Here is a 15,401-nt window from a genome sequence, read left to right as displayed (position 1 = left end):
GCCGGATGAGCATTGCGGCGCTCACGTGGAGCAGTCCCGAACGGGCCGCCGCTCGAGCCGCCGATCGAGGCGCCGATCGAGGCGCCCGGCGCACCGCCGACGCCTGGCGGGCCACCTTCGTCCTCGCCGCCGTGCTGCCCGCGCTGCCGCTGGCCGTCCAGATCGTCGACGCCCGGCTGGCCGCGCTGACCCTCGGCATCCTGGGCGTCTGTGCCTACGGCGTCGTCGAGTCGTGCACGGGTGGGGCGCGGCCGATGGCCCTGCTGTTCTGGGTGTTCAACGGCATCTGGCTCGGCGTGGGCAGCCTCTACCAACTGGCCGCCGGCCGGGTGGCCTGGGGTGACACGCTGCTGCTCGGCGACACGAACCGGGTGATCCAGGCCCAGGCGCTCACCCTCGCGTGCCTGCTGGCGTTCGCCGTCGGCTACACGCGCCGCCGCACGAGTGCCCCGGCCGCCGCGCCGCTCACGCACTTCGGCCGCGCCCTGCTGCTCGGGTACGGGTTCGCGGGGCTGGCCGTGGTGCTGCTGCCCCGGGTCGCGGGCAGCGTCGGCGGGGTGGGCGGGCTGTTCCACGCCCGCGAGGCGGCCGACGGCACCGGGACGACGGCCACCGCGGCCACGGACGCCGCCGAACGGGCCGCCGACGGATTCCTGCGCATCCTGCCCGCGAGCCTGGCCCTGGCCGCGGCCTTCATCGCCCTCACGACGCTCCTGCAGCTGCACGCGGTGCGCGACGACGACGATGACCCGCGACCGCGCCTGGCGGTCGGCCTCGCCGGACTACTGGCCGTGATCGGCGTCGGACTGATGGTGTTGTACGCGAACCCCCTGTCGATGAGCCGGTACATCAGCGTCAGCATGTTCGCCGCGCTGGCCGTGCTCGTCGGCGCCCCCCGCCGCCCGCGCGCGGCCGCCGTCACGGCCGCCATCGCCGTCGCCGGGCTCCTGCTCGTCTACCCGCTGGCGTACACCCTGCGCGGCCTGCCGTCCGAGGTGCCGCCCGGCTCGTCCCGCTGGGCCGCCCTGTCCACCAACGACTTCGACGGTTTCCAGCAGGTCGTCAACACCGTCCAGTACACGCAGGACCTGGGCCACACCTACGGCCTGCACACGCTGTCCGCCGCGCTGTACGTCGTCCCGCGCTCGATCTGGACGGCGAAGGCGCGCTCCTCGTCGCTCGACGTCGCCGAGCACCGCGGGTACCAGTTCATCGACCTGTCCGAACCGCTGCACGCCGAGCTCTTCCTCGACTTCGGCTGGGGCGCGGTCCTGCTGATGGGCGGCGTCGGCCTGCTCTGGCGGCGCCTGGACGACGCGTGGCTGACCCGGGCGGGACCGCCGGCGCTGCTGGTGCCCTACCTGTGCGTCGGACAACTCGGCCTGCTGCGCGGGCCGCTCGGGTCGCTGGTGCCCGTCATCGCGACCACCACCGGACTCCTCGCCGTGGCGCTGTGGGCGCGGCGGGGCCATCACCCACCGGATCACGGGACCTCCAGGGGAATCCAGACATGACCGACACCTTGCAACCCGCAGTTGCCACGCCCTTCCCGTCGGTGGACCTCCGCCCCACCGACTGGACCGTCACGCACGACTTCGCCTTCGTCTTCGGCGGCGCCGAATGGGTCACCCGCGTGCTGTCCGAGCAGCTCCTACCGGGCAGCACCACGAAGGTGCTCACCGGCGACCCGACGATCAGCGCCCGGCTCAACGCGCAGGGCGCCGTCACCCAGGTACTGCCCGAGTGGGTGAACAAGGAGACGTACCGGCTGGCCACCCCGCTCTACCCGCGGATGATCAGCCGGCTGCCCCGGATCGAGGGCAACGTGCTGGCCAGCTCGTACGCCTTCGCCCACCACCTGCGCGGCACGGGGCGCACCGTCGTCTACTGCCACTCGCCGCTGCGTCAGGCGTGGACGGGCTCGGCCGCCTACCAGCAGCAGGGCCCCGTCGTGGAACGGGCGGCGACCCGGCTGCTGGGCGCCAACCTGCGGCGCCGCGACAGCGAGGCCGCGGCCCAGGCCGACACGTACATCGCCACCAGCCGGGCCGTGCAACGCCGGCTCGCCGCGTTCTACGGTCGCGACGACGCCCCGATCATCCCGCCGCCGGTCGACGACTCGATCTTCTACCGCACCGACACCCCGCGGGAGGACTTCTACCTGTTCGTCGGGCGCATCACCGAGCCGTACAAGCAGCTCGGCCTCCTGCTGCGCACGTTCGGTTACCTGCCCCGCAAGCGGCTCGTCGTCGTCGGCGACGGGCGCGACCGGGCCCGGCTGGAGGCCCGGGCCCCGGGCAACGTCACGTTCCTCGGTTGGCAGAGCCCGACCGAGGTGGCGGCCCTCTACAACCGGGCGCGGGCGCTCATCTTCCCCAGCGAGGACGACTTCGGGCTCGTCCCCGTCGAGGCGATGTCGTGCGGCCTGCCGGTCATCGCCTACGGCGCGGGCGGCGCGCTGGACACGGTCGAGGCCGGCACGACGGGCCTGTTCTTCCACCAGCAGACGCCGGTCATGGTCACCAAGGCCATCACCGAGTTCGAGGCGCTCGACTGGGACGAGGAACTCGTGATCCGCCGGGCCGCCCGGTTCAGCCGGGCGGCCTTCCTCGACCGGATGCGTGAGGCGCTCGCCGATGCCTGAACCGTCGACATCCGAGACCCCCCGGCACCGGCGCCCCACCGTCGTCTTCGTCGACCACTGCGCCCGCGACTCGGGGGCCGAGCTCACGCTGCTCGCCCTGGCCCGCTCGATGCACCGGTACCGGCCCGTGGTGCTGCTGGGCGAGAACGGCCCCCTCGTCGGGCGACTCGCGGAGGCGGGGGTGGACACCCGCGTCGTGCCGTTGCCCGACCGCACTCGCGACGCGTCGCGCAACGCGGTCGGCTCGCTGGCGCTGCTGCCGGCCCAGGTGCTGGACGTCGTCCGCTACGCCTGGGTGCTGCGGCGCGAGATCCGCTGGGAACGGCCGGTTCTCGTGCACACGCACTCGATGAAGTCGCACGTCTTCGGCGGGCTGGCCGCGTGGCTGGCCCGGCGGCCGCGGCTGCTGCACGTGCACGACCGGATCAGCACCGTGTTCATGTCGGCGGCCGGGGTGCAGCTGATGCGGCTCGTGCTGCGGGTTCTCGCGACCGGGGTCGTGACCAACTCCGGCGCCACCGAGGCGACGGTGCCCGCGCGGGTGCGCGGTCGCCGTCCGTCGCTGGTCCTGCCCAGCCCCGTGACCGACCCGGGCGTGACCGCCGAGCAGACCCGGGCGGCGGCCGACGGCCTGACCTTCGTCATGGTCGGGCGGATCACGCCGTGGAAGGGGCAGGACCTCGTGCTGCGCGGGTTCGCCCAGGCGTTCGGCGCCGGATCGGCGGGGGAGCGGCACCGGTTGCTGATCGTCGGCGCCCCGCAGTTCGGCGAGGACGACTACCTCGCCGAACTGAAGGATCTGGTCGGCGAGTTGGGCCTCGGCGCGCGCGTCGATTTCACCGGCCACGTCCTGGACGTGTACGGCTTGCTGTGCACCGCACAGGTTCTCGTGCACGGGTCGGTGATCCCGGAACCGTTCGGCATGGTCGTCGCGCAGGGCCTGGCCGCCGGGCTGGCGGTCGTCGCGTCCGGCGAGGGCGGGCCCGCCGAGATGATCACCTCGGGTGCCGACGGCTTGTTGTTCCAGCCGCGCAACGTCGACTCGCTGGCTGAGTCGCTCCAGCTGGTGGCCGCCGACGACGCCCTGCGCCGGCGCCTCGCCGCCCGTGCGCCGCACACCGCCTCCGCCTTCCTCGAGGAGCCGGTGACGGCCCGCCTGGAGGAGTTCTACGACGCCGTCCTGGCGGCCCGTCGGTGATCGCCGACCTGGCCCGCCGGGTTCTCGGTTTCGCCGCCGTCCCGGCCCTCTCGATCCTGTCGCCCCTGCTCGTCACCCCGCTCGTGGCCGCGAAATTCGGTGCCGGCGGCTGGAGTTCGGTGGCCGTCGGGCAGTCCGTCGGCGGTGCGGCGTCGGTGGTGATGGCGCTCAGCTGGCCCACCATCGGTGCGCACCTGATCGCCTCCGAGCCCGACCCGGGCCGCCGCCGTCACATCTACCAGGAGTCCTTCGTCACCCGGGCCGTGGCCTTCGCCGTCGTCGGGCCCCTGGCCTTCCTGGCCGCCTGGCTGGTGAGCCCCGCGCACCCGGTGAACGCGGGGGCCACGGCGCTCGGCATCACGCTCAACGGGTTCACGTGCGCCTGGTACTTCGTCGGCGTCTCCTCGGTGCGCGGTCTCGTGATCAACGAGTCGGTGCTCCGGCTGGCGTGTTCCGTCGCGATCGCCGGGCTGCTGTTCGCCGGGGCCGACCTGTGGGTGTTCGGCTGGGTCACCGTGGCCAGCTGGGTCATCTCGATCGGGCTGAACCACCGCACCATCGCCGGCCGCGAACCGCCCCTGCGCCCGACCCGTGCGCTGCTGCGGACCACGCTCGCCGCACAGGGTTTCGGCACCGTCGCGCGCACCGTGTACGGCATGTACTACCTCGGCACGGCCGGGTTGGTGGCGCTCGTGGCCCCCGGCGCCGTCGCCGTGTACGCCGTGTTCGACCGGATCATCGTCATCGGGCTCAACGGCCTGTTCGCGCTGCCGCAGGCCGTCGCCGGCTGGATCAGTTCCGGCGGCCCGGCCGCGGTCACCGCCCGGGCGCGCCGGGTCACGGCCGTCGGCGCCGGGCTCGCGCTGCTCGCCCTCCCGGTCGCGTACTTCGCCTTCCCGCTCGTCATCCACCTGCTCTACGCGGGCGAGGCCACCTGGACGACGGCCCAGCAGTTCGTCGCCTCGGTCCTGTTCGCGGCGGCCTTCCTCAACCGCGGCCTGGTGCTCACCCTGCTCGTCCCGCAGGGGCGCGAATCGGCCGTGTACACGGGCTACGTGCTGTCGGCCGTCCTCGGGGTGCCGCTGCTGCTCGGGCTGGCCGTGGCCTTCGGGGCGACCGGTGCCCTGGCGGCCGTGGCGCTCGTCGACATCACCCTCACGACGTGGATGCTGGTCGCGGGCCTACGCGGCGGCGTCCGTCGTGACCGGCAGCTTGGGCAGCAGCGTGCCCAGGACCAGCAGGAACGCCAGGTGCAGGACGAGCGGAGCCCCGACCACGACCGTGGCGCCCACCCACCAGTTCGGACGTAGCTGCGCGACCTGGTCGTCGTGACTCAGGAACGCGACGATCGCGATGAGCAACGTGCCCAGCACCGAACCGGCCGACAGGTAACTCAGCCCGGCCCACCACCGCTCGGCGAGCTCGCGGTCGGCGGCCTCACCGGAGGCGACCGCCGTCCGGTACAGGTCGAAGGCCCGCGGCAGCAGGCCGACGACGATCACGGCGAGCGTCAGCACGACGCCCCATTCGGTGAGTACCAACCCCAGATCCAACCCCGTCATGTCGTGGAGCGTAGGTTAACCACACCGTTTCCGGACCACGGGGGACAAATTGCCGGACGAACCCGACGAGCCCGAGGTGGCGCCGCGCCCGGGGCTCACCCGTCGCCGCCTGATCGGCGGGGCCGTCGGGGCGGTGGGACTCGCCGCCACCGGCGTCGGCGGGTGGTTCGTGCTCCGGCCGGACGACGGGAGCCCGGCTCCCGCCGCGACCTCGCCGACCCCGTCGGGTGCGTCGGGCGCCGCGAACTGGCAGACGCAGCTGCCGGGCCTGGTGGCGGGTGGCCTGGCGGGCCACGGTGCCCTGGTCGTCGACGAGCAGTCGGTGTACGTGGTCGGCAACGACGCCGTGTGGGCTCTCGACCGGCGCAGCGGGGCGCGGCTGTGGCAGGCGAGCGGGCTGGGCGGCAACCTGAAGGTCGGGGCCCGGGCCGACGACGTCCTGGTCCTCACCGCCGACCCCACGTCGACCGTCGCCCTCGACCTGGTCACCGGAAAGACGTTGTGGCGCGGTACGTCCGGGGGTGAGGCGACCCTCGCCGCCGTTCCCGGCGCCACCGACGTCGTGGGCACCACACCCTCGGGGATGGCGCGCCGCGCCGTCCGCGCCGGCCGCCCGGTGTGGACGCTGACCTACCCGGCCCTGCTGACCACCGTCCCACAGCTCTTCGTCACTCCCACGAGCGCCGTCTCGGTCGGCAGCGGCCCCACCGTCGTGGCCGTCGAGGCCGCCGGCGGGAAGGTCCTCTGGCGTCGCTGGCTGACCGGGAAGGCGAAGGAGTCCGGAAAGGCTCCCGGGACGGCTACCCCGACGTGGTCGTACGCCGACGAGGCGCACGTGCACGTCGTCTTCACGCCGACGCAGACCGATTTCACCACCCCCGCGAAACCAACCCTCGTGACGCTCGAGACGACCAAGGGCAAGGAGCTGTGGCGCACGGACGCCGGTTCACTGAGCGCCGCCCGCATCCCCGAGGGCCTGGTCGTCACCGACGAGTCCCGAGCCGTCGCCCTCCTCGACCCGGCCACCGGGGAGCGCCGCTGGCGCAACCAGTCCGCCCTGAAACTCGAGAACGCCCCGCCGCTCGTAGTCGGCTCCGGCGGCGGCGTCCTCGTCCTGCGCCTGGCCGCCGGCCTGCTCGCGCTCGAGGTCCTCACCGGTGAGGTCCGCTGGTTCCAGCCGGTGACCGGCGCCGGCACGGTCACGGTGGCCGGTGACCGTGTCGTCGCCACGGTCACCGGGCAGGCCGTCGTCCGCCAGTGGCGCCTGGCCGACGGCGTCGAGGGTGAGCCTCTGAAGGTCGCCGCCGAGGCCGCGTCGGCCACCTTCACGGGCGGCGATGCGTTCGTCGCGACCCTCGGAACCACCGTGTCCGGTTTCCCCGCAACGGCTTTCACCGTCCTCGCCGGCGCCCCCGCCCCCCTGCGCAAAGCAACGAAGCCCTCGGCCACCCCGACGCCGAGCGGCCAACCGAGTGACCAGCCGAGTGACCAGCCGACGGCTCAGGGCTCCGGCGTCGCACCCACGAGCCTGCAGGGCGAGTGGGCCGGCGTCATCACGACACCGGGCGACTACTTCTCGTTGTTCCTCACGGTCGCCGGCGCCGCGGGCGGCCACACCTTCCGCGCCACCGGCGCCCTCAGCTGCACGGTCCCGTTCACGGTCGGCCCGACGTCCGGCGGGAAGGCCCAGTTCGCCGTCCAGGCCGCGACGGCCGACTGCCCGAAATCCTTCACCCTCAGCGGCGGCACCGGCGAACCCCGCCGCGTCACGTACACCGACGACCAGGGCCACAAGGGCCGACTCACGTACGTCGGCCCCGTCACCTAAACCGGCTCATGCTGCCGAAATACACACTTAGACGGCCGGTTTGGGCGGTAAGACTGTGCATGTCAACAGCATGAGCGGCTAGTGGCGGTTGTGCTGGGACTGCTGGGACGCGTCGTCCGGCAGCACGCGCAGGTCGAGCGAGTTCTGACTCGGCAGCTGCTGCCGCGTCCACCCGACCGGGAGCTGAGGCGCGGCCCCGAGCGGCGCCCGGCGGTCGTCGTCCACCTGGGTCCGTCCGCCCAGCCTCGGCCGCGGCAGCCGCAGCGTCGGCCGGCGCTCCGGGGCGCCGTACCCGTAGTCGTACCCGTTGCGGCGAGCCTTGCGGGGCGCGAAGTTCAGCACCGTGCCGAGCAGACGCGCGTTCACGGCCTCCAGCGACGATTTGGCCAGCGTCAGTTCCTCGCGCGACGTCTTCCCGTGCCGCGCCACGAGGACGCAGCCGTCGGCGACCGCGGACAGGACGGCGGCGTCCGTGACCGGCAGCAGGGGCGGGGCGTCGATGATCACGTAGTCGAAGTGCTCGCCCAGCATCTGCATCAGCGCGGCCATGGTCTCCGACCCGAGCAGCTCCGACGGGTTCGGCGGGGTGGGGCCGGCGGGCAGCACGGCCAGGTCCTCGGCGCGGTAGGCGACCAGGACGTCGCGCACGTCGAACTGCCCGGCCAGCACGTTGGTCAGGCCGGCGCCGTTGCTGATGCCGAGGTAGTGCTCGAGCGTGGGCCGGCGCAGGTCGCCCTCGACCAGCGCGACCGACGCACCGCTCAGCGCCAGGGTCAGCGCGATGTTGCAGGAGGTCGTGCTCTTGCCGTCCGACGGCAGGGGCGAGGAGACCACGATGATGCGCGGCGGGTCGTCGACGTTCGTGAACTGCAGGTTCGTGCGCAGCGCGCGGAACGCCTCCGCCCGGCCCGTCTGGTCGCCGGGGTCGACGAGCGGCTGGCGGGCCGTCGTCCGGTCGAAGGGGACGACGCCCAGCGGCACCGCGCCCGTCACCCGTTCGACGTCGGCCGGGCCGCTGATCGAGGTGTTGGTCTGGTCGCGCAGCACCGCCGCGCCGACGCCGAGCCCCAACCCGACGAGCAGGCCCAGCGCGAGGTTCAACGGCACGCGCGGCGAGACCGGCGTCGTCGGCACCTTGGCCGGGTCGGTCAGCGACACCTTCACGGGGGAGACGCCGCCGTTCTTGGGCGTCTCCAGCTGCTCGACGAACTCGGGGAAGACGGTGGACAGGGTGTTGGCGATCAGCGCGGCCCGGCGCGGGTCGGGGTCGTTCACGCTGATCTCGAGCAGGGTGGTGTCCAGGGGCGAGGACGCCGTGATCTCGCCGGCCAGCTGGCTCGTCGTCAGCCGCAGCCCGGCCCGGGTCGCGACCTGCTCGAGCACGAGCTCGCTGGTGATGATGTCGACGTACGACTTCACCCGCTGCTGCGTGAACGTGGAGCCCGAGGTCAGGGCGGCGATGTCGTTGTCCGTGTTGCTGACCTGCACGAACATCTTGGTACTGGCGGTGTAGATCGGGGTCGAGGTCCACGTGTAGAACGCCGCTCCGCCGAGCGCCACGCAAGTCAGCAGCGTCACCAGCCACCACTGGCGGTGCAGCACGCGGAGGTACTCGGCGAGGGTCACGGGGCTCCCGTCAGCACGATGGGTCGAGCGGGCGACGATCACCCACGGTTGGCATCGTGCCACAGAGCGTGCCATCGGGGAGGTCGTTCGATGCAGACACTCGAAGCCGTTCCCCCGCACCCGCTGACTTCCTCTTATGCTGCCCCTGAGCTCGCTGGACGGAACCCGAGCTCGGTGGACGGAAGGTGGCGCCAAGGATGGCCGAGTACGGGAACGAGCCTCGGCGCACCCTGCTCCCGGAGTCCGAGATCGCCACCCCGCGCGCCGGGATCGGCCCGAACTGGCCGCCCACGGGCTCGATCATGCGCCCGGCCGAGCGCCAGGTCGGACCGCGCCTCGAACCAGGCGTCGAGCCCCGGGTCGAGCCCCGGGTCGAGCCCCGGGTCGAGTTCCGGGTCGAGCCGCCGGTCGACCATCCCCTCGACTTCCCGCCGGCCTACCCGGTCGCACTGGCGGCCCGCCCGCCCGCGGACGAGCGGTCTGGTCGGGGGCCGGTCTTCTGGACGACGCTGGTCGTCGTGGCGCTTCTGCTCGGCCTGGGCGCCGGGCTGGCGATCGGCATGCGCGATCAGCTCGTGCAGTACCTGCCCGACCGCGTGCAGACCGCGATCGCCCGCGTCTTCTGAGGCGACGTCAGGGAGCCGGGTCCGGGGTCGGCGTGGGCGTCGGGTCCGGGTCGGGCGCCGGCTGAGGGTCCGGCTGGGGCGCCGGGTCCGGCGGGTTCACCACCGGCGGGTCCACCACGGGCGGATCGACGACGGGTGGGTCGACGACGGGCGGGTCCACGACCGGCGGGTCGACGACCGGCGGATCGACGACGGGCGGGTCGACGACGGGCGGGTCGACGACGGGCGGGTCGACGACCGGCGGGTCGACGACCGGCGGGTCCACGACCGGCGGGTTCACCACCGGCGGGTCGACGACCGGGTCCGGCGGCGGGTCCACGACCGGCGGGTTCACGGGCGGGTTCACGGGCGGGACGACGACCGGCGGGACTACGGGCCCCCCGGGCACGACGGGGGTGACCGGCGTGACCGGGGTGACCGGCGTCGTCCCGGTGCTGTCGGCCGGCTTCGCCGGGTCCAGGGGGCGGTCTCCGACCACGGACCCCCACGGCGGCAGCGGCGCGGTCTCCCCACCGGGAGGTGGGGTGGTGCCGTCGGTGCCGCCCTGCGGCTTCTGCGGGTCGACGACCGTCAGCGCCTGGGAGACGTTGTCCTTCGTGGCCTTGCTGCGTGGGCCGCCGGCCACGATGCTCACCGACCCGCTGACCGTCAGCAGGAGGCCGATGACCACGGCGGCCGTGCCGGTCGCGATCGCGGCGACCACGGGCGGGGCCGGACGCCGGCTGCGCCGCCGCACGGCCCGCAGGCCGCGGGCCGGGGTGGCCGGGACGCCGCCCAGCGCGTCGGGCGCGAACGTCACCTCGGGTTCCGGGTCGTCGAAGTACTCGGGCCGGACGTCGGCCGTCACCTCTTCGGGGCCGTCCGCCGGGTCGCTGAAGTCGGGGTCGTCGGTGGCGGGCAGGACGACGGCGCGGTCGAAGCCGGCGAGGATCGCCCGGGCCTCGGGGCCGGTGGGGATCGCGATCGGCCCGGCCGTGCGCGGCGTCGGCGTGAACCCGAGTTCGGCCTCGACCGTGCGCAGGCGCAGGGCCAGCGACAGCATCGACGTGGGCCGGGCCTCGGGGTCGGGGTGCAGGCCCGAGCGGACCAGTTCCGCCAGCGGTTCGGGGACGCCGTCGCCGAGCCGGGGCAGGCGGGACTTCTGCTGCTGCACGTAGGCGGTGATGCCGCGGCGCCCGTCGTACCGGAAAGGCGTGGAACCGGTGAGCATCTGGTGCAGGATCGCGCTGACGCTCCAGATCTCGGAGGAGACCGAGTAGCGGCCGCGGGCCAGCACCTCGGGCGCCGAGTAGGAGGGCGTGTACCCGGCGATCCGGCCGGGGGAGTTGCCGGCCGCGGCGACGCCGAAGTCGGTCAGGATCGGCCGGCCGAAGCTGTCGAGCAGCACGTTCGCCGGGGTCACGTCGCGGTGCAGCACGGGGGCGTCGAGGTTGTGCGCCCAGCTCAGGGTCTCGGCCGTTGTGATGGCCAGGCGCAGCGCCTCGGCCCAGGGCAGCGGGCCCCCCTTGAGCCGGCGGGACAGCGGGCCGCCCTCGACCAGTTCCGTCGCCAGCCACGGGCGCCCCTCGGAGACGCCGGCGCCCAGGACCGTCGCGATGTTCGGGTGCGTGCCCAGCTGCGTCGCGACCCGGGTCTCCAGCTCGAACGCGGCCCGGACCGACAGGTCCTCCACCGGGCGGCGGTAGGCCTTCAGCGCGAAGAGGCGCCCCAGCCGCAGGTCGCGCACCCGGTACACCTGGGCGGCGCCGCCCGAGCCGATGCGCTCCTCGAAGACCAGGTCTTGACCTGGTCCTTCGAGTTCTGCGCTCGGCTCCGCCATGCGGAGATTGTGCTCCACCCGTGGGCGGTTGGGGAGGCATATCGGTGAATATGGCGATTCGCAACACCAGGCGCAGGCGTCGCTGGAAGCTCAACCCTGTCGAGGCTCCTCGGGGGCAGGCGACGCGCGGAGGCTGAAGGTGATCAGCCCCTGCAGGCGCTGATCGTCCAGATAGGTCTTCAGTTGGTCGTCGGGCTCGGCGCGAACCTCGTCCTGCTCGAACCGGACGAGGCGTTGAACGCCGTCAGGTACCTGCTGCCAATTCATCACGACGGAGGTCTCGTCGGCCGCGGCGACGTGCGCGTCTTGGATGATCAAGTTTTGGAGACCGGTCAGGGCTGAGTTCACCCACCAACTGAGCGGGACGTCGTCGGGAACGGGCTCGGTCGCCGCGCCCGGCGCGGAATGCATCGACCCGACCCACGACGGCTCACAGAGCACGAGGCAGTGAAGCGGGACCGCGTAGTCATTGGCATCTGCGCTCACCCCGCTACGGCGGTCGGCGATCGCGCGCGCGGCGAGGGCGGGGATGACGCTGATACCCAAGGCGGGTTCCGGAGGGGGAACCGGCTGGCAGCAGTGAGAATGGAGGGACTTCGTCCGCGGGCCGGAGTAGAGGCAGTACAGCGCCGCCCGCGGAGGCGTGCTCGCGCGCGCGGCGCTGATCAGGGTGTCCACCTGCCGCGGTCGAGACGAATCGTTCGGATACCTGAAGTCGTACCCTCCGGCGACCGTCGTGCGCCAGCGCTTGGCCTGGACGCGCACGCCCACATAGGGAGTGCCGGGCCCGTCGCCGAACCACCACTCCCAGTCGGCGCCGGTCAGCTTCTCCTCGGTATGTGAGTAGGCACGGAACGACAGTGCCGGTGTGGCGTGACGGCTCAGGCCGATCAAGAAGTTCGACGTGATGGCTTCTTCTTTGAGTCCGGCTCCACAGCGATCCGAGTCACGCAGATCGTCGTAGACCCGCGCGGCCTCGGTCATGAAGCGGCCGGCGAGTTGCCGTCGCAGATCGTATGAAGAGAACTGCCCCATGGATTGCTCCTCCCCGTGAACGTGCAGTCCACATCGACGGCCAGAGTCGTGCCTTGAGTCCCGGCGGCCGGCATAGCTTGCGGTCGGTCTCGAATTACGCTCTGAGAGAGACATTTTCGGCTCGCCCGGTGGCCGAGTTTCTCTTGCGCGGAGCACTGGAGTATGCCACCATTGACATGGATTCGAACAGATGTGCGACGCCTTCGGGGGTGTGAGCATGGCGGCGGTCGACATTGCGATGCTGGCCGACCCTGCCCAGCTGTGGGCGGTGGAGTTCTCCGCGGCGCACCCCGAATTCGGCCCGGTCGACGAGGTGGAAGAGTTCGCCGCGCGGCTCGGTGAGACCGAGCTTCCCTCCGCAGATGACGAGCGGCTTCGGCTGCTGGGGGCGCTCGAGAAGCTGGCCTCCGCTGTCGCGGCTGCCCAGGTGCGTGCGGCCGCCGCGTACGACGACTCGGCCCGGGCCCGTCGTCTGGCGAAGGGTCAGCCCGACGACCGGGCCCGGCGCGCCGTCACCTCGGAGATCGCCGGCGCCCTGCACGTCTCGCCGCACAAGGCGGGTCGCCTGCTCGGCGTCGCCCGCTGCCTGGTCGACGAGCTGCCGCAGACGCTGGCGGCCCTCGAACGCGGCGAGACCACCCACTGGCGGGCGACTCTCGTCGTGCGCGAGACGGCCCTGCTCTCGAAGGAGTCCCGGGCGATCGTCGACGAGCAGCTGGCCCCGCGGCTCGGTCTGCTCGGCGACGGCGCCGTCGAACGCGAGGCCCGCCGCATCGCGCAACGGCTCGAACCGGGGCTGGCCTGGAAGCAGGCTCAGAAGGCGACGGTGCAGCGTCGCGTCACCATCCGCCCGGCGCCCGACTGCATGACCGTCGTCACCGCCCACCTGCCCGTCGCCGAGGGCGTCGCCGTTTTCGCCGCGCTGTCGCAGGCCGCCGACTCGGCCGCCGTCGACCCCGACGACCACCGCTCCCGGGGGCAGGTCATGGCCGACACGCTCGCGTCCCGCGTGCTGGGCACCAGCCAGGCCGCGAACGTGCCCGTCGAGGTGCAACTCGTCATCAGCGACCAGGCGCTCACCGGCGCGTGCGACGAGCCCGCGCACGTGCACGGCTACGGCCCCATCCCCGCCCCGCTGGCCAGGGCACTCGCCGACCCGCCCGACCAACACGTCGTCCGCCAGGTCCGTCGCCTCTGGAGTTCACCGGAGACTGGCGAACTCGTCCAGATGGAAGCCCGGTCACGCCAGTTCCCCGCCGGGTTGCGCCGTTTCATCGTCGCGCGCGACCAGTACTGCCGTACGCCCTGGTGCGATGCGCCGATCCGGCAGATCGACCACGTGCTGCCGTACGCCGACGGTGGGCCGACGTCGGCGGCCAACGGTCAGGGGCTCTGTCAGTGGTGCAACCTCGCCAAGGGCAGGATGGCCCCATGACCGATCTCGCGGAGCCGTACACCACGTGCCACATGTCGATCTCGCTGGACGGGTTCGTCGCCGGGCCCGACCAGGCCCGGGACAACCCGCTGGGCACGCGGGGGCGTGAGCTGCACGGTTGGCACATCGGCGACCCGCGGGCGAACGACGCCGACCGGGTGGCGAACGACTGGCTCATGCGCCCGCGCGGTGCATACGTGATGGGCCGGAACATGTTCGGCCCGGTCCGCGGCCCATGGGACGAGGAGTGGACCGGCTGGTGGGGCCCCGAACCGCCCTACCACGCGCCGGTTTTCGTGCTCACCCACCACGCGCACGAGCCGATCGAGCTGGAGGGCGGGACGACCTTCCACTTCGTCACCGACGGCTTCGACGCTGCCTACGCGGCGGCGCGTGAGGCGGCCGGCGAGAAGGGGGTCGACATCGCCGGGGGAGCGTCTGCCGTGCGGCAGGCGTTGGCCGCCGGCGTCATCGACGAGCTGACCCTCGACATCGCGCCCGTCCTGCTCGGTTCGGGAGAGCGCATCTTCGAAGGCCAGGACTTCCCGTTCGAGCCCGTCGAGGTGCTGCACTCGCCGCTGACCACGCACATCCGGTACCGCCGGGTCGGCGACTAAAGGGCTCAGGGTTGCCCGAAGCGCTCCCGGTATCGGGCACCACCGCGCGGGAAGTCCTCCTGGAGGCGGTGCGGTCCGTTGTCGGCGAGGAAGTCGAAGTAGATCTGGTAGGCGACGTTGTGGGCCGGGTTCTCGATGTAGTCGGCCATCTGGTCGATGAAGTAGGGATCGTCGTCGCCGCTGTTGTAGTCCTCGGTCCGGGTCCACATCGCCCACTCGGGGAGCGAGACGGGCTTACCGTGGTCGGCGGCGAACTCCGTCCAGAACCCGAGTCCCCGCTCGCCGTTGTAGATCTCGTCCCAGGCCAATTGCTGGCGGGGAAGTCGACAGGCGTCGTCGTCGCAGCCCTTCGGGTACGGGTAACTGCCGTTGCGCCAGGAGATGTCGTACACGTCGATGCCCACGTAATCGACGTAGTCGCCGCCGGGCCAGTACTTCTCCCCGGAGAATGCTGTGTAGCCGTTCGTCGGGTTCCAGTCGAACTCGAAACGGTTGCCGGGCACCGCCCGCATCGCGCTCACGACGTGCTGCCAGAAGGCGATGAACTCGGCCGGGACGTCCGTCTTCCAGCGCGAGTTCTTGATGTTGAACTCCCAGCCGAGGCGGATCACGGCGTTCGACTGACCGGTTTCCACGAGAGCCTGGGCGATGTCGGTGAACCGGTCGTCGTACGTGCCGTCGGCGCCCTTCGCCATGGTCGGTGCCGCCTCGTCGGGCAGCAGCGGCACCGAGTACACGAGCCGGTACCCGCTGCCTCGCCAGTAATCGCCCTTCTCGCGTGTGGACCTGAGAATGGTTTCCCACGAGCCGGTCTCGGGGAAGTCGAGGACGTAGTCAGGTTGTCGACCGAGCCATTCTCCGAACGCTCGAACCCGCGGTATTTCCGTGCCACGGAAGACGCCGAGCGCCACTTCGCGCGAGCTGGGTGCGGGGGCCGGGGTGGGGGACGTCGAGCAGGCCGCCACGGCGGCGAGGCAGACCCCCACGATGAAAGCCTTCGTAAGTGCCCGG

Annotated in this window: 12 protein-coding genes; 8 read left to right on the top strand and 4 right to left on the bottom strand. The window is 72.4% G+C overall.

Annotation, left to right across the window (positions count from 1 at the left end; all coding sequences use genetic code 11):
* Positions 1-5: 5 nt before the first annotated feature.
* The 5 genes from ACIB24_RS21035 to ACIB24_RS21015 all read left to right on the top strand — a co-directional run bounded on the left by ACIB24_RS21035 (position 6) and on the right by ACIB24_RS21015 (position 7,232).
* Complete coding sequence (locus ACIB24_RS21035; protein WP_398284163.1) at positions 6-1,514, top strand: hypothetical protein; 1,509 nt, start codon at positions 6-8, stop codon at positions 1,512-1,514.
* Positions 1,511-2,644, top strand: a complete 1,134-nt coding sequence (locus tag ACIB24_RS21030) for a glycosyltransferase (protein ID WP_398284162.1) — start codon at positions 1,511-1,513, stop codon at positions 2,642-2,644. The genes ACIB24_RS21035 and ACIB24_RS21030 overlap by 4 nt, the downstream gene beginning before the upstream one ends.
* Entirely contained in the window at positions 2,637-3,842 is a 1,206-nt protein-coding gene (locus tag ACIB24_RS21025) for a glycosyltransferase (RefSeq protein ID WP_398284161.1), read from the top strand. The genes ACIB24_RS21030 and ACIB24_RS21025 overlap by 8 nt, the downstream gene beginning before the upstream one ends.
* Positions 3,839-5,152 (top strand): hypothetical protein, encoded by a 1,314-nt coding sequence (locus ACIB24_RS21020; protein WP_398284160.1) that lies wholly within the window; start codon positions 3,839-3,841, stop codon positions 5,150-5,152. Before ACIB24_RS21025 ends, ACIB24_RS21020 begins: the two co-directional genes overlap by 4 nt.
* A gap of 301 nt (positions 5,153-5,453) precedes the next feature.
* Positions 5,454-7,232 (top strand): outer membrane protein assembly factor BamB family protein, encoded by a 1,779-nt coding sequence (locus ACIB24_RS21015; protein WP_398284159.1) that lies wholly within the window; start codon positions 5,454-5,456, stop codon positions 7,230-7,232.
* A 78-nt stretch (positions 7,233-7,310) separates the two neighbouring features.
* Here the strand turns inward: ACIB24_RS21015 and ACIB24_RS21010 are convergent, their stop codons facing one another.
* Entirely contained in the window at positions 7,311-8,858 is a 1,548-nt protein-coding gene (locus ACIB24_RS21010) for a polysaccharide biosynthesis tyrosine autokinase (protein ID WP_398284158.1), read from the bottom strand.
* Between the two features lie 197 nt (positions 8,859-9,055).
* Here ACIB24_RS21010 and ACIB24_RS21005 point away from each other — a divergent pair, with 197 nt between their 5' ends.
* Positions 9,056-9,484: a hypothetical protein gene (locus ACIB24_RS21005; RefSeq protein ID WP_398284157.1), complete on the top strand. Its 429-nt coding sequence runs from the start codon at positions 9,056-9,058 to the stop codon at positions 9,482-9,484.
* A 7-nt stretch (positions 9,485-9,491) separates the two neighbouring features.
* On the opposite strand, the gene ACIB24_RS21000 is transcribed toward ACIB24_RS21005, so the two are convergent.
* Positions 9,492-11,303 carry a serine/threonine-protein kinase gene (locus tag ACIB24_RS21000; protein WP_398284156.1) on the bottom strand — a complete coding sequence of 604 codons (1,812 nt, stop codon included), beginning with the start codon at positions 11,301-11,303 and terminating at the stop codon, positions 9,492-9,494.
* 90 nt (positions 11,304-11,393) lie between these two features.
* A complete protein-coding gene (locus ACIB24_RS20995; protein WP_398284155.1) occupies positions 11,394-12,338 on the bottom strand; it encodes a DUF6615 family protein in 945 nt (314 codons plus the stop codon).
* A 217-nt stretch (positions 12,339-12,555) separates the two neighbouring features.
* On the opposite strand from ACIB24_RS20995, the gene ACIB24_RS20990 reads away from it, so the two are divergent.
* Together ACIB24_RS20990 and ACIB24_RS20985 are read left to right on the top strand one after the other, a co-directional pair.
* Positions 12,556-13,773 carry an HNH endonuclease gene (locus ACIB24_RS20990; protein WP_398284154.1) on the top strand — a complete coding sequence of 406 codons (1,218 nt, stop codon included), beginning with the start codon at positions 12,556-12,558 and terminating at the stop codon, positions 13,771-13,773.
* Positions 13,770-14,390 carry a dihydrofolate reductase family protein gene (locus ACIB24_RS20985; protein ID WP_398284153.1) on the top strand — a complete coding sequence of 207 codons (621 nt, stop codon included), beginning with the start codon at positions 13,770-13,772 and terminating at the stop codon, positions 14,388-14,390. Before ACIB24_RS20990 ends, ACIB24_RS20985 begins: the two co-directional genes overlap by 4 nt.
* 5 nt (positions 14,391-14,395) lie before the next feature.
* Here the strand turns inward: ACIB24_RS20985 and ACIB24_RS20980 are convergent, their stop codons facing one another.
* Positions 14,396-15,376, bottom strand: coding sequence for a hypothetical protein (locus ACIB24_RS20980; protein WP_398284152.1), 981 nt, complete (start codon positions 15,374-15,376; stop codon positions 14,396-14,398).
* Positions 15,377-15,401 lie beyond the last annotated feature (25 nt).

The sequence above is a fragment of the Spongisporangium articulatum genome (assembly GCF_044465595.1).
GTDB classification, from domain to species: Bacteria; Actinomycetota; Actinomycetes; order Actinomycetales; family Kineosporiaceae; genus Spongisporangium; species Spongisporangium articulatum.
This window is presented reverse-complemented; position numbering and strand designations above follow the sequence as displayed.